The organism is Paenibacillus sp. J22FR21 (assembly GCF_056269135.1).
In genome coordinates this window covers 862,057-876,313 of record NZ_JBWDNJ010000003.1, presented here as the reverse complement: position 1 = coordinate 876,313, position 14,257 = coordinate 862,057, and the positions used below count along the sequence as shown (strand labels likewise).

The 14,257-nt window shown below is 49.2% G+C and carries 11 protein-coding genes; 1 reads left to right on the top strand and 10 read right to left on the bottom strand.

Annotated elements, in window-relative coordinates; genetic code table 11:
- Positions 1 to 66: 66 nt before the first annotated feature.
- Positions 67 to 960 (top strand): TetR/AcrR family transcriptional regulator, encoded by an 894-nt coding sequence (locus AC0YNS_RS14460; protein ID WP_475781684.1) that lies wholly within the window; start codon positions 67 to 69, stop codon positions 958 to 960.
- A gap of 21 nt (positions 961 to 981) precedes the next feature.
- On the opposite strand, the gene AC0YNS_RS14455 is transcribed toward AC0YNS_RS14460, so the two are convergent.
- The 10 genes from AC0YNS_RS14455 to AC0YNS_RS14410 all read right to left on the bottom strand — a co-directional run bounded on the left by AC0YNS_RS14455 (position 982) and on the right by AC0YNS_RS14410 (position 14,251).
- Positions 982 to 1,947, bottom strand: a complete 966-nt coding sequence (locus AC0YNS_RS14455; protein WP_475781683.1) for a D-2-hydroxyacid dehydrogenase — start codon at positions 1,945 to 1,947, stop codon at positions 982 to 984.
- Positions 1,948 to 2,029: 82 nt separating this feature from the next.
- Complete coding sequence (locus AC0YNS_RS14450) at positions 2,030 to 3,097, bottom strand: Gfo/Idh/MocA family protein (RefSeq protein WP_475781682.1); 1,068 nt, start codon at positions 3,095 to 3,097, stop codon at positions 2,030 to 2,032.
- Positions 3,098 to 3,167: 70 nt separating this feature from the next.
- Positions 3,168 to 5,087 (bottom strand): type 2 periplasmic-binding domain-containing protein, encoded by a 1,920-nt coding sequence (locus tag AC0YNS_RS14445; protein WP_475781681.1) that lies wholly within the window; start codon positions 5,085 to 5,087, stop codon positions 3,168 to 3,170.
- A 59-nt stretch (positions 5,088 to 5,146) separates the two neighbouring features.
- Positions 5,147 to 6,070: a carbohydrate ABC transporter permease gene (locus tag AC0YNS_RS14440; RefSeq protein WP_475781680.1), complete on the bottom strand. Its 924-nt coding sequence runs from the start codon at positions 6,068 to 6,070 to the stop codon at positions 5,147 to 5,149.
- A gap of 22 nt (positions 6,071 to 6,092) precedes the next feature.
- Positions 6,093 to 7,049, bottom strand: a complete 957-nt coding sequence (locus AC0YNS_RS14435) for an ABC transporter permease (protein ID WP_475781679.1) — start codon at positions 7,047 to 7,049, stop codon at positions 6,093 to 6,095.
- A 441-nt stretch (positions 7,050 to 7,490) separates the two neighbouring features.
- Entirely contained in the window at positions 7,491 to 9,902 is a 2,412-nt protein-coding gene (locus AC0YNS_RS14430; RefSeq protein ID WP_475781678.1) for a beta-galactosidase, read from the bottom strand.
- 41 nt (positions 9,903 to 9,943) lie between these two features.
- Positions 9,944 to 11,068 carry a Gfo/Idh/MocA family protein gene (locus tag AC0YNS_RS14425; protein WP_475781677.1) on the bottom strand — a complete coding sequence of 375 codons (1,125 nt, stop codon included), beginning with the start codon at positions 11,066 to 11,068 and terminating at the stop codon, positions 9,944 to 9,946.
- A gap of 232 nt (positions 11,069 to 11,300) precedes the next feature.
- Entirely contained in the window at positions 11,301 to 12,368 is a 1,068-nt protein-coding gene (locus AC0YNS_RS14420) for a Gfo/Idh/MocA family protein (RefSeq protein WP_475781676.1), read from the bottom strand.
- A 39-nt stretch (positions 12,369 to 12,407) separates the two neighbouring features.
- Positions 12,408 to 13,376 carry a carbohydrate ABC transporter permease gene (locus AC0YNS_RS14415; protein WP_475781675.1) on the bottom strand — a complete coding sequence of 323 codons (969 nt, stop codon included), beginning with the start codon at positions 13,374 to 13,376 and terminating at the stop codon, positions 12,408 to 12,410.
- Positions 13,376 to 14,251, bottom strand: coding sequence for a carbohydrate ABC transporter permease (locus tag AC0YNS_RS14410; protein ID WP_256208681.1), 876 nt, complete (start codon positions 14,249 to 14,251; stop codon positions 13,376 to 13,378). The genes AC0YNS_RS14415 and AC0YNS_RS14410 overlap by 1 nt, the downstream gene beginning before the upstream one ends.
- Positions 14,252 to 14,257: the final 6 nt, after the last annotated feature.

The window sequence follows — 14,257 nt, the reverse complement described above, 5'->3', positions numbered from 1 at the left end:
CGATATATAATATTCTCAACACCGGACAGTCACTTGTCAATCTTTTTCTGAAAAGAGGAACGCCACTTGAGTTTGCTTAGAGATAAAATCATCGGATCTGCCATGCAGTTATTTGCACAAAAAGGGTTTGAGGCTACATCCATTCAAGATATTGCGAACGATTGCGGAATAGCAAAGGGATCTTTATATAAGTTTTTTGCTTCCAAGGAGGAATTGCTTGTCGAAGTCTATCGGCATCGCTTTCAGCTGATGTTCGAGCAGGTGGACCGTATTAAATCGGATCGTTCACTGTCGCCTAAAGCACGTTTCGTGCAAGAAACCTTGAACCAATTTATCAACTTCAAGGCATTTAAATCCAGTATAAAAGACTTTTATGAACTGAAGATTAACGAAAACGGTGTCTTTTCTTCTTTCCTTCAACAAATTCGATCGCAAATGTTTGTCTATTTGGAAGAAAGCCTTGTACATGCATACGGCCCAGACATTCAATTATATAAATGGGATCTGATTGCTCTCTACATCGGTATCATCAAGGAATATATGGTGATGACAGAGCTAATTAGCAGTCCATTCGATTATGAACGAATGGCGAGTTTCGTGGTCGAGCGGATGGACGAAATGGTTGCCGGTCTTGTTCAATCGAAGAGCGAACCCATTCTGGAATCGGACATTATGACTCAATTTGTTGCCTGTGGGATGAAGGGGTCTGCTGTCCCTGCTGAGGAGCAGCTGAGCGAAGGAATCACCAAATTGCTAACCACCATTCATGAGCTCCAAGCTACAAACAGCATAAAGACGGAGCTACATGACGCGGCCATTCTTCTACAGGAAGAAGCGAACGCGGACAAGCCCCGAATGGTGCTTGTCCGCGCGCTTATCGGACTATTGCAATCCCAGCACGAATTAACAGCCATTCTGGGGCAGCTTGAGAAGCTGTTCGAATGGAAAGCCGCTTCTTAACCTGGGCACTGCCTTTTCGGCTTAGTACTGATTCGTCAAACTAACGAGGTTGCGCATCGAATCCCTTTCGCCACGCAGATAAACGCCTAAATTATGAACAAGAATATCGACCGCACGGTCGGTGTAATAGATCGAATTACCGGAGTTATGCGGGGTTAGAATGACATTATCGAGCTCCCAGAGCGGATGTGACGCAGGCAGCGGCTCCTGCTCGAACACATCGAGCCCTGCTCCGGCAATGACGCCGGACTGCAGCGCCTCCACCATATCTTCCGTTACGACCGTCTGTCCGCGTCCGATGTTAACGAAGAATGCGGACGGCTTCATCTGCTTAAATTTCGCAAGGTCAAACAAATGGTGGGTTTCCTTTGTAATTGGAAGCGTAACCACGACATAGTCGCTCTCCTTGAGCAAGATATCCAATCCTTCGGAATCGTACATTTGATCCACATAAGGCGAAGGCTTACCGCTATTGCGAACGCCTACCACACGCATATGAAACGCTTGAGCGAGTCTCGCAAGCTCCTCGCCAATCGCGCCGACACCGACGATCCCGAGCACCTTGCCGTGAATTTCGCCTAAGCCGCCGAGCCAATCCCATTTCTTCTCGACTTGATTGCGCATCGTCACATGCAGCTTGCGCGTAAAGCTAAGCATCATGCCGAGCACGGTCTCCGATATCCCATTCGCATGAACGCCGCTGGCGTTGGTCAGCGTTATTCCACGTGCCGCAAATGCGTCGAAAGGCATCTGCTCGACGCCTGCACCCCAAGCCTGCACCCAGCGCAGCGGAGTACCCGGCCGCAGCGCGCTTGCAGCCGCTTGATCATCCCAGCCTGCTATTATCTCAGCCTCGGCCAGATGTTCCGACATCCCCTGTTCATCGGTGTCACCGCCAAATACAAGCTCAAATCCCGGCGCAGCCTCTCGGATTCGTTGTCTATGCTTCGCTTCCAAATCATATACGCATACGAGCTTCCTCTTCATCCCTCAGCCACGCTCCTTCTCATAAAGAAGAAGCCCCTACCAGCCCAATTGGACGGTTAGGGCTTCTGTCGCATTCCCTGCTTTACAGCTTAACCTCAGAACCTGTACGAGCCGACTCATAGATCGCGGACAAAATTTTGATCATGTCTACGCCTTGATCGATCGTAAAGATCGGTTTCTCGCGGCCTTGAATGACATCGACGAAGTGGTACAGGTTCGCGCCATGTCCGCCGTTGTCTTCGCCTACGTGCGGAACCATATCCGTTACGACGCCTTGGTCTTCACCGAAGATGCCAAGTTTGCCGTTGCTGAATTTGAAGCCGGCTTTCGTACCGCGCAGCTCAACGAAGTTCTCTTCTTGCTCGATGTTCGAAGCCCAGCTGAACTCGATTTGGAGCGATGCACCGTTATCGAAACGGATAAAGCCAATAGCCAAATCTTCAACGTCGAACGTGCCCTCGTCTTCGGATTTAGAACCAAACTTGCTGTGCTCGGAGCCCGCGATATCTTCCGCATCCGCGAATTTCGTGTAAGTTGCACCCGTAACCGATACCGGCTTCGGATTGCCCATGAACCAGATCGACAAGTCGATGAAGTGAACGCCAAGATCGATAAGCGGTCCGCCGCCGGACAATTCTTTCGTCGTGAACCAGCCGCCTTTACCCGGAATACCGCGGCGACGTGTCCAACCACAGCGACCAGCGTAAGCTTCGCCCAGGTTGCCTTGGTCGATCCAACGTTTGATGTACTGGGAAGCCGGACGGAAACGGTTGTTGCGCATAACCATCAGAGTTTTGCCGCTTTTCTCTGAAGCTTCTTTCATGCGGAGCGCTTCTTCCGGACTAACAGCATCCGGCTTCTCGCAGAATACATGCTTGCCTGCTTCAAGAGCGGCAACAGCGATTTCGGAGTGGAACAGGTTTGGTGTGCAGATATCAATAATGTCGATGTCTGCCAGGGCAATCACGTCGCGGTAGTCGCTGAACGCTTGCGGAATGCCGTGCTGCTGCGCTGCTGCTTTTGCTTTCTCCAGATCGATATCGCAAATCGCTACGATTTCAAGCTCTGAGTGGTTTTTCAAAGGCTCGGAGTGCGCCCATTGGAAAATACCGCCCGCGCCGATTACGCCTACTTTAAGTTTCTTCGTCATCGTTAACATCCTCTCAAGATGAAATAAACAGGCTCCGGCCGAGCGGCCAGAGCGCTGCAGTTTCATTGATTTAGTTTAGTTTCTTCAGGAAGCCTTCACGAAGCTTGTAATATTTCATCCAAGCTTCCGTTTGTTTCTTCACGCCATCGGCAATATCGCTTTCCGCCAGAACGTCTGTATATTCTTTATACGTTTTGTCGAAATCAGCAACCGGGCTGGTAATTGCTTTAACAATCAGGTTGTCGAGCTCATCATTATGAGGAGCAACCAGGTTGTTGTTCAGATCATTTGTAACGGTATCGTACTCAGCGCGAGCTTGCTGCGTTGCATCATCAACAGGAAGTTCCGCATACAGCGTCATGTTCTTCATGTTGTGCTGCTGCCAAGCCGTGTTCACCAGAGTAGCTTGATCGTAGTTGCTTACGCTGAATGGATATACGATTTGCGGTGTATATACAAATCCCATTTCGTCAGCCATTGCCAGGCCGTATACTTCAGGGTTTGTCATGGTGTTGTCTTGACCTTGAATACCGTAGTACCAGCCATCGCCTGTTTCATCCTGCTTGCCAATCAGCTTGTACTCTTCGACCTTCTTGAATTCCGGTTTGTAGCGGCGTTCCATGCCTTCGCCTGTGTACATATCAGGAGTACCCCATGCGCGCAGATCTGCCGCTTCAAGGGAGTTGTTCCAGTCGATCCAGTTCAGTACTTGTGGAATCATGTCGTCCGTAACCTTTTTCGGGTTAATGGCTTTGGAGTTCCATTTTGTCGTCAATGGGAAGTACTGATTTGCTGCATCTTGATTACTTGGGTCAAGCTCGTTTGCGAAGATCGGATAGAATCTCCAGTCGTAATCCTTGCCTTCTTTTTTCACTTTCTCTTGGTTCGCTGCAATTGGAGCCCACATGTTCACAACGGCATATTCACCATTGATCACTTTCGCATCGCGCTGCTCATTCTTCTGGATGTAGAATTCTTTACCGAACAAGCCGTCTTTGAAGCCTTTGTTCATGAACGAAATGTAAGATTTCCATTCCGGAGTAAGCTGGTAGTCCGAGTATAGGTTCTTAGACTCGTTGATTACGAGCGGATAAGCTTGGCTCATATTCAAACCGGAAGCTGTGAACAAGGACCATTGAAGCGCGCCTCTCGTGTTATCCAATTGGAGGTGGCCCGGTGTAATCGTCTTGCCGTTTTCTTTAATGTCCAATGCTTTTACTTTTTCTAAGTAAGCGTACATGTCGTCTAGATTTTTGATCGGAATATCCATGATTTGCTCAAGCGATAATTTACCTTTGTTCGCAATAGCCAGCTTCTTCAGTTCAGCTGCGCTCATTGCGCTCGGGAAGATTTTTTTCAAGATATCATCGCGCATCCAAACGCCGTAACCGCCGTTACCCAGACGGGATTCGCCATAAGGTGTTTTGCGGTATTCATCTTTGAGCAATGGGCTTGGCAGTGAAGGAATTGCCCATAGCTTGCCATCCGTCGGATCTACGCTTGCTTTGTACCATTGTTCCATGGTAACGCCAAGTTCAGATAAACGGGCAGCCGTAAGCGGCATGTATTTAGTCATTTCATCAAGCGTGATTTCACGAACCATGCCTGCTTTCTTCAGCATTTCCATGTTGTCCGCGTCGTCTGCGATCCCGTTCTGGTTCGCGATTACCGCTGGAACGGTGTCAGCAAGAATTTGCATTTGCAGCCAGCTTTTATAATCAGTGCCTGCCGGGATTTCTACGAAATCAGGAATAACTTTTGTTTTCTCGCGCCAGATTGGAGTTAGCTTGTCTTCAACCGGCTTACGTGGGTTTGTCGGCAATTGGCTAAGAACTTCCAAATGCATTTCCTTGAAGTTTGCCGGATCAACCGGTGCGCCTGCGTTCGTGCCCGTATTATTCGGTGCGTTGTTTTCGATCTTGGAGCTGCCGCAGCCAGCCAGAGAAACAGCCAGTAGAACAGCAAACATAATCATGACTACCTTTTTCATAATACCGTAAAGCCTCCCTTGGATATGTGTTTAATTAACTATGGAAAAGCAGTGACTTATTAAGCCTTAACTGCTCCAGTTAACATCCCTTTGACGAAATACTTCTGGAAGAACGGGTAAACGAATAGCAGCGGGAACGTGACCACGACCATGACCGTCATTTTGATAACCTCAGGCGTTGGAACCGTGTTATTCCGTTGAGCCAGGAGTCTACGTGCAGCAGCCCCTGAAGTCTTCGTGAAATCGATCATCGTGTTCGCTTCTGCGCGGTTGATGATTTCATACAGCACGAATTGCAGCGTACTCAAGCTGCGGTCTGTAACGTAAATCAGGTTCGTATAATAATCCAGCCAGTTGCCTACAACGGCGAAGAATGCGAATGCGGCAATAACCGGCATGCAAAGCGGGAAAATGATTTGGAAGAAAATGCGGACATAACCCGCACCGTCGATGAAAGCTGATTCCTGCAGCTCAGCCGGAAGATCTTCAATGTGCGTACGCATAATGATCATGCTGAAGAATCCAAACGCCCCCGGAAGAACGTAAACCAAGAAATTGTTGACCAGATCCAGCTTCGAGATCACGACATAGTTGGAAATAATCGTTCCGCCGATAAACATCGGAATCATAAAGAAGAATAGAATGGATTTACGTCCCGGCAAGAAACGCTTCGAGAGTGCGAAGGCAGCCAACATCGTGACGAATACGGATAGAACAGGTCCGATGATGCATCGCAGCGTCGTTACGATAAATGCCGAGTGAAGCCGGTCATACTGAAAGACAAAAGCATAGTTCTCTAGCGTAAATACGCGAGGGAAGAACCAAATCGGGCCTGCGGCCGCGTCAGCTCCTGTATTGAAGGACATCACCAAGATATACCAGAACGGATATATCGCAGTTATCGACCAGACCAACATGAGTAGGATGTTAAAGACATCAAATGTGCGTTCACCTGTTGTTCGTTTAATTCTGTTCGCTTTCATTAGGTTCCGGTAACCCCTTCCTTTAAATGATACCTACGTTACTGAGGCGCTTCGTCGTGTAGTTAGTAGCCATAATCAGAATAAAGGAGATTACGCCTTGGAATAGCCCAACCGCGGCTGAATATGAATACTGTCCGCTAACGAGACCTTGATAGTACGTATAAACGCCGATGGTGTCCGTATCCAGACGAATCATTTTATTTTGCAAGTTGAACACTTGGTCGAAGTTTGTCGCAAGCAATCCGCTGAGCGAGAAGATCAGAAGAATACACATCGTTGGAATCAAACCCGGGAGCGTGATATACATCAGGCGCTGCCAGCGGCTCGCGCCGTCCACTTGCGCGGCTTCATATTGCTGCGGGTCAATGCTCGTCAGTGCTGCAAGATACAAGATCGTACCCCAGCCTGTTTCTTTCCACACTTCGGAGATAACAAGAACGGGAAGGAAGTTCTTCGCATCCTGCATGAACGAAATACGTTCAGCGGCCGGATCAATCAGTTGGCGCAGGTTGTTGATAATCCCTGTAGCGTCAACTGTAAGGAACATGTAGAACAAACCGGCAACCGTTACCCATGATACAAAATGCGGAATATAGGAAGTGGTTTGAACAATACGTTTGAAGCGTTCGCCGCGAAGCTCATTGAGCAGCAGCGCAAAAATCAACGGTGCAGGGAATGTCGCAATCATCATCGTCACGCTGTAAAGCAGCGTACGGCCGATCAATGTATAAAATTTATGATCCGTCAGGAACTTGGCGAAGTTGTCAAAGCCGACAAATTCACTGCCGAAACCGAACCAGCCTTTGTTAAAGTCATAATCCAAGAATGCAATGTAGTTGGAGAACATGGGCAGGTAAGAGAAAATGAAAGTTAATACCATCGCGGGAATCAAGAACAGATACAGAATCTTTATGTTCTGCGTTTGCAGCCCACTGCGTTTTTTGGGCCGTACGTTTTGTTTGCTTGTTGACATAGCCATCGTAAATCCTCCTATTTCAGTTGCGTAATAACCACACCTATTATGTCCCAAACCCGTAGGTCTGACCTACTGCCGACATGACATTTTCCATCGAAACGATTCGACGGTTTTATAAAATAAAACGATCCAAATGAACCGCTTTCACAACCAAAAAAGGTATTTAATTCGGTATTTTACGCAAATTAACAAAAAGTTACATTTCTCGCCACACTCTTTGTCGAAACGTTTCACAAAACCCATATTAGCACATTGTTCGCGATGGGAAAAGGCTTTCACCTCAATTTCTATGACTTTTTTCTTGTAAATTTGTCATGAAGCAGCTGCTTATTCCTTCTTTTGGTGAAACGTTTCGATTGAAAAATAGGAAAAAACCCCGTCTCCACGGGGTTTTTCGATAGTTTCGTACTATATATCACCTTCACAGTGGCACTATGGACCAGGTTAGATAAATACAATGGTTAGTTTGTCATCCACTTTGGCATGCTTTCGCGATACTACCAGCTTCATGCCGCCTTGTTCCTCTACCGTGTAATCTGTGCTGGCTGCGATTCCACGCGCGGTTTCGAGCGCAATTACATCTTCTGCCTGCGTCAGACGGAAGGATATCGATGCCTGATCAACAGCTGTAATTTCAGCGGTTGAATACGCGATTCGCACATCGCCGAACGTCATCCCGATCGGCAGCATGACCCCGTCTTTGCTGGCAATTTCAATACTGCGTCCGCCAAACAGCTGCTCGCCGCGGTCTGTGAGATGAAGCTCTTTATCGAAGCCGTCCAAATTTAGAATATGCACGAAACGTTCGCCTTCTTTATTAACCGTCGACGTGGTGAATATACCCAGATAGCGATTATCATGCATCAAACCGGCCTTAACCCCTAAGCGCTCAAGCGCTGTCTTGAACAAGGCCACATCGCCGCTGTAAGCCGTTGCAATCACAATGGCACGGCCGCGCCCTGCATGTGCCTCAACACCGCAAACAAATCCGCTGTCATACAAACGCATGATGACATCGTTTGTTCCAGGTGCCAGACGCTGGGCGAAATGCGTATGCACCTCAGGCCGCCCCGCCGCCCAGCCTTCTGCGATGATGGACGGCCAGGAATGCGGCCCGTTCTGAACGATGCCCTCAACCTGAATGCCCATGGCTTCGCTAAGATTCGTACAAGGCTTGCCTTCCATATCAAACTGCGGCACCTCACCGTACAGCAGCAGTCCACCGCCGGCGTTCAAATAGTCCGCAATCTTACGCTGAATAGCCGAGCTCAAGTAACGCGCGCATGGCAGTGCAAGTACAGGTGTTGTCGCCGGATCTAGAGACTTATTCTGAATATCCACGGAACTGAAGCGGTATCCGGCCAGAAGCATGCAGCGGCCCATGATTTCCCAGCCGCCATTGGCACGATTCGTTTCGATATTCTTCAGAATCTCATTCATCTTCTCGCTCTTCGGATAACGATATTCCGTCATATAGTAATCAGGAATGAATGCGAAAGCTACTCCGTCATGCTCTTCGTTCATAACAGCCAGCTTATCCTTCACAGCCATCATGGTCTTAATTGCACGCTGCATTCGCGGATAGGTATAGTTGAGCTCCCCTTCCGGGCTGACCGGAGCCGCGAAGCCATGGCGTTCGCCGGTGAAAGCGACACGATCATTGCCATCGCCGAGCTTCTCATCCATCCGGTAATTAATTCCACCGGTCATTAGATAATAGTTGATCATCCGATTTCCTTGGGCGATACACATGCGAGTCTTGAAGTCTGCGGCCGACACGTCATAACGACCGCCGAAATTATTGCCGTAGTTGCCGTCACCGCATTCGAATTCCAGCGAAGTGAGCGGTTGATCCGGCAAATGAACAGCATCCATGAATCCGTTAATCAAGTACAGGTCTTGGAAATTGCTTACCGTCAGATCGCCAAAATAAATATCGGAGCCGGACAGATAGCCGGGCGCCTGCGTATACGCTTCGTACAATTGGCTGATGCCGATGGGGTACGTGAATCCGCGACCGCCGCCGGTGCCGTGAATGTTCACGAAGAACGGCACATCGCGAACGCCGAACTCTTCCGCATATTCGCGCAGAATGGCGACATACCGAGCAAATCGGTTGCGCATGTAGTAGCCCAAATCGTGCAGAAGCTCAGCAGCATAGCTTTCTTTAGGCGAACGAATGGCAGTCAAGCGAACAGCCGGATCACTTAAATCAAACGGATACCGTTCCTGCAGCTTATCTGCCTCATAGGTACGACCGAGCCATTCCGTGAAGTCGCCTGCGACATGCTCCGTCAAATCCGGGCAGTTGCTTACCCATGACAGCATGCCAATCTCATTATCGAGCTGAACGCCAATAATGCTGCCGCCTTGTCCATGCAGGCGAGGTGCTACAACAGCCATGACAGCCGCGTACCAGCTGCGAGCTGCAGCTAAGAAACCCGGTGCCAGATAATCAAGCGTCCGTGTCGTCGCTTCTGCGCCATCCCAGCCATATGGGATGACCTCCGGATGTTTCTCATATACCCAGAACGGAATGCCTTCATTCTTCATCTCCGCCATAATGAACGGCCCCGGACGAACGAAGAAATAGAGCCCATTCGCTTCGCAAAGATCAATAAAACCGCCAAGATCGAGCTCCGGACGCGTATGTCCGTCTAGATCAAATTGTCCTTCGAGCGGCTCATGACATAACCAAGGGACATAAGAAGCAACTGCATTGCAGCCCGCATCCTTCAGCTTATCAATCCGATCCTGCCATTCACTGCGAGCAAGGCGATAATAATGAACCTCGCCGCACATAATAACCTCAGGTTTACCATCAATAACAATTTGTTTATTTATGATTTCAATCATGGGGATACGATTCTCCTGACTTGTACGCTTTAGCATATAGTTTATAGGTTCATTGCGGTGGACTTCGATGCTGCGATAACTTCCAGGGCTGTTACCTCTCGCTCCAATTGGTCGGATAAATAGATTCCTTCACTGATCAGGATGGTTTGCAGTGCAATCTCCGCGGTTGGCAACAGTTCTACTCGGCCTTGCAGAGCCGCAATCCAGTGCTCCTGTGAGGAATCATAGGCATCTGTATGCTCTCGAAGCTGATGCCAGCGGTAATTCGCATTGCCGAGATCAAAGGTAGCGTCCATATCCATATCGCTTAGCTGTGTATGATAGCTGAATGGTGTTTTACCTTGACTGGTATGTCCGGGAAGCCGCAACCCGCCGATATTGCCGACGATACTGCTTCCTTCGAAGCCGTTCAGATGAATGGCCCACGCTTCGATAATATCCAGCGTCAATCCGCCCTCGAAACGGACGAACCCTACGCCGAGCTCCTCCACATCAAAGCCGCTTATCGCTCGGCGCGTCTCATCCATCGCGACTTCCTGATACGTCTTGCCGGTAATGGTCTTCACCGTCGGCAAGTCCATTAAGTAGAGCAGTTGGGAGATGCGGTATACGCCCATATCAAACAAAGCACCGCCTGCCGCGGTAGCTTTACGATTAAATTCCTTCGTCGCATACCCGTCTACGAACGGACGCCCGCGTCTGCGGTGACCTGTCGAGCGGGCATGATAGAGCTTGCCGAGCTTGCCTTCCTCGATGAGCATCTTCGCCGCAATCGTCTCGATGAGATATAGGAAGCCCAGCTGCACATGAAGATAGCGGCCGGCTTGCTTAGCAGAATCAATCATCCGTTTGCCGTCCGCATAAGAGCCCGCAATCGGCTTCTCGCAATACACATGCTTGCCAGCTTCAAGCGCAGCAATCGTGATCGGTGCATGAAGGTTGTTGTGCACACACACATCAACCGCATCCAGATCTTCGCGTGCAATTAGCGCTCGATAATCAGTATAGGTACTAGGAACGCCGAACTGCTCTGCCATCTTCTTCAGCTGCGTTTCATTGGTGTCGCAGAGCGCCACGACTTCTGCACCCTCGATGTTCTCATATTTCTCCAAATGATCCTTGCCGATCAGCCCTGCGCCAATAATACCGATTCTGATTGTCTTCAATGCATGCCAGCCTCCAAATGATCGTTCTATGAGTGCTGCATCTCATGAATGTCACATTTCTTCAAGCGGTTGCGGGTAGTTCTCCTACTAATTCCGCAAGGCGCTTATCACTTCCTGCGGCACGGCACCAAGCCATCCTCCTTAATGAAAAAAAGAATCCTTGATGCGGCAGATGTGCGGGACCGCCCTCATTCAATCGAGTGCGATCCCGGTACATCACTAACGCATCCCCTTACAGTTTAACTTCTGATCCTGTACGGGCGGATTCATAGATAGCAGATAAAATTTTGATCATATCCACGCCTTGATCGATGGTAAAGATCGGGTTCTCGCGACCCTGCACAACATCCACGAAATGGTGCAAGTTCTCGCCATGTCCGCCTGTGTCTTCGCCAAGATGTGGAACCGTATCGGTTACCGTGCCATTGGATTCGCCGAAGATACCAAGCTTGCCGTTACTGAATCGGAAGCCTGCCTTCGTGCCGCGAAGCTCGACGAAATTCTCTTCTTTTTCGATGTTGGAAGCCCAGCTGAACTCGATTTGGAGCGACGCGCCGTTATCGAAGCGGATAAATCCGATCGCAAGGTCTTCCACATCGAAGATACCCTCGCCTTCTGATTTCTCGCCGAACTTGCTGTGCTCAGATCCAGCAATATCGTCTGCGTCCGCGAATTTCGTATAGGTTGCGCCAGTTACCGAGATTGGCTTCGGATTGCCCATGAACCAGATCGCCAAGTCGATGAAGTGAACACCAAGATCGATCAACGGGCCGCCGCCGGACAGCTCTTTGGTCGTAAACCAGCCGCCTTTGCCTGGAATACCGCGGCGACGAGTCCAGCCGCAACGGCCGGCATAAGCTTCGCCGAGGTTGCCTTCCTCAATCCACTCCTTGATGAACTTCGATGCCGGACGGAAGCGGTTGTTGCGCATAACCATAAGCACTTTGCCGCTTTTCTCCGCTGCTTGCTGCATCTTAATCGCTTCATCCGGATTTACCGCATCCGGCTTCTCGCAGAAGACATGTTTGCCGGCTTCCAGCGCCGCAACTGCAATCTCGGAATGGAACAGATTCGGCGTACAAATATCGATAATGTCGATCTCTTCCATTTGGATGACATCGCGATAGTCACGGAATGCTTGCGGAATGCCGTGCTGTTCGGCCGCAGCTTGCGCTTTCGCCAGGTCGATATCTACGATGGCGACCACTTCAAGCTCTCCATGGTTCTTCAGCGGAGCGGAATGCGCCCATTGGAAGATCCCGCCTGCGCCGATTACTGCAACCTTTAACTTCTTAGTCAACTGAAACACCCTCCCTAAGTCGTCTGCGATACAATCGAATTACTCGCCTGTAATACCTGTTTTATCTACTACTTCTACGAATCGTCTCTGCGCGAACATGTAGAGGATTAGCAAAGGCAGTACGATTAACAGCGTTCCTGCCATACGAATCGATTCATTGATATTCTTCGTCTGGCCGCCGCCTACTGCTGCTCCGCCTCCATACAGCTTCGTGAACGAGTCATTGAACGTTTTCAATTGCAGCGGAAGCGTGGTCATGCTTTCACCCAGATAGAGAGAAGTCAGATACGTCTCATTCCAGTGCCATACCGTCGAGAACAGCATAACAACGACGATAGCAGGCATGGAGATCGGAAGAATAACCGTAAAGAACGTCCGAATGAAGCCGGCCCCATCCATCTGTGCCGCTTCTTCGAGCGATGCCGGAATCGTCCGGAAGAACTGCGTATAGATCAGAATGAACAATACGCCTTTAATCCCTTGGGCGAATAGGGTCGGAACAATAAACGGCAGCGATGACCCAAGCATATGATACTCATTGAACATCAAGTAAAGCGGAATCATAACGACCTGTGACGGGACGATGAAGGTAATCATCATGAGACCAAGTACGATCGATTTGCCCGGGAAACGGAATTTCGCAATTCCGTATCCTACGACTGCACAGGAAACGGTTTGACCGATAGCCGGAACCACGGAGTTCAAGACTGAATTCCAGAAAGTATCCATGTAATCAAGAACATGCCAGGCTTGCGTGAAGTTCTCCAGGTACAGCTTCTGTGGAAGCCAGAGCACCGTTGGGTCCAGCAGGTCTGATAAGCTCTTAAAGCTTTGCGAGACAAGATAGAGAATCGGATACAAATAAACGAACCCGATACTGATGAGCAGCGCGTAGACTAACAACTTGAATACGATTCCGTCGTTGCCCTGTCTTCCCATCAGAATCCGTTTGCCGCGATTGAACGTACGAAGCAGAAAAGCTTTCTGCAACTTCGATGTTCGTTCCATTAAGCTCTCCTCCTCTTCGGTCTCACGTTCACGTCATCGTTATTGCGGAACAGCAGCAGAATTAAGAGCAAGAAGACGAATATGACACCGAAGTAAATCCAGGCGATTGCGGTCGCATAACCGAAGCCCGTTGTCAGGTTGAACATATTTTCCTTGATTAATTCTATGACGTCACTGAACGAGTTCGTGAACAAATCAACCGTCGTATAAATCATATTCACCGCAATAAACGGCTTAATGGCAGGCAATGTTACTTTCCAGAAGCTAACCCAAGGCGATGCGCCATCGATGGAAGCCGCTTCATAGACTTGCTTATTGACCTTCTGCAAACCTGCTAAGAAAATCAAAATTTGTACGCCGGAGAACCATAGAATCAAGATGAGCTGTTGAATCAGACTGATGATCGGTGACGACCATGCCGGGCTCAAATTGTCTTTAATAATCTCGATAATGCCGTACTTCTCAACGAGCGGAATCGCCGTTGCCCCTTGACTGAACAGCTCATTGACAACCTCGCCGCTCGTAATGACGACCGGTAAGAAGAAGATCGCTCTGAACAGCCCTTTCATCTTAATCGGCTGGTTGATTAAGAGTGCGACGAGCATCGAGAAAACGATGATAATCGGGATCATACCTACCGCTGATTTCACGAAGAGCAGCAGCTTCTCTACGAATTCCGGGTCAGACAAGAACGCGTATTTGTAGTTGTCCCCGCCTGTATAATCGGTTACAATGCCTTCCGCGCTGATCGTAACTTTGTGTAAGCTCAAATATACCGAGTAATAGATTGGATAGGCCATAAACAGGATGAAGCCAATAATCCAAGGCGACACCAGTGCGTACCCGGTGAGCGCCTCTCTCATTTTTTTGGTCACTTTCAA

What these genes read in the sequence shown, in the direction of transcription:
- AC0YNS_RS14450 (WP_475781682.1), bottom strand. Translation starts at nt 3,097, where the DNA reads ATGACGAAGAAACTTAAAGTAGGCGTAATCGGCGCGGGCGGTATTTTC.
- AC0YNS_RS14435 (WP_475781679.1), bottom strand. Translation starts at nt 7,049, where the DNA reads ATGGCTATGTCAACAAGCAAACAAAACGTACGGCCCAAAAAACGCAGT.
- AC0YNS_RS14430 (WP_475781678.1), bottom strand. Translation starts at nt 9,902, where the DNA reads ATGATTGAAATCATAAATAAACAAATTGTTATTGATGGTAAACCTGAG.
- AC0YNS_RS14440 (WP_475781680.1), bottom strand. Translation starts at nt 6,070, where the DNA reads ATGAAAGCGAACAGAATTAAACGAACAACAGGTGAACGCACATTTGAT.
- AC0YNS_RS14455 (WP_475781683.1), bottom strand. Translation starts at nt 1,947, where the DNA reads ATGAAGAGGAAGCTCGTATGCGTATATGATTTGGAAGCGAAGCATAGA.
- AC0YNS_RS14415 (WP_475781675.1), bottom strand. Translation starts at nt 13,376, where the DNA reads ATGGAACGAACATCGAAGTTGCAGAAAGCTTTTCTGCTTCGTACGTTC.
- AC0YNS_RS14445 (WP_475781681.1), bottom strand. Translation starts at nt 5,087, where the DNA reads ATGAAAAAGGTAGTCATGATTATGTTTGCTGTTCTACTGGCTGTTTCT.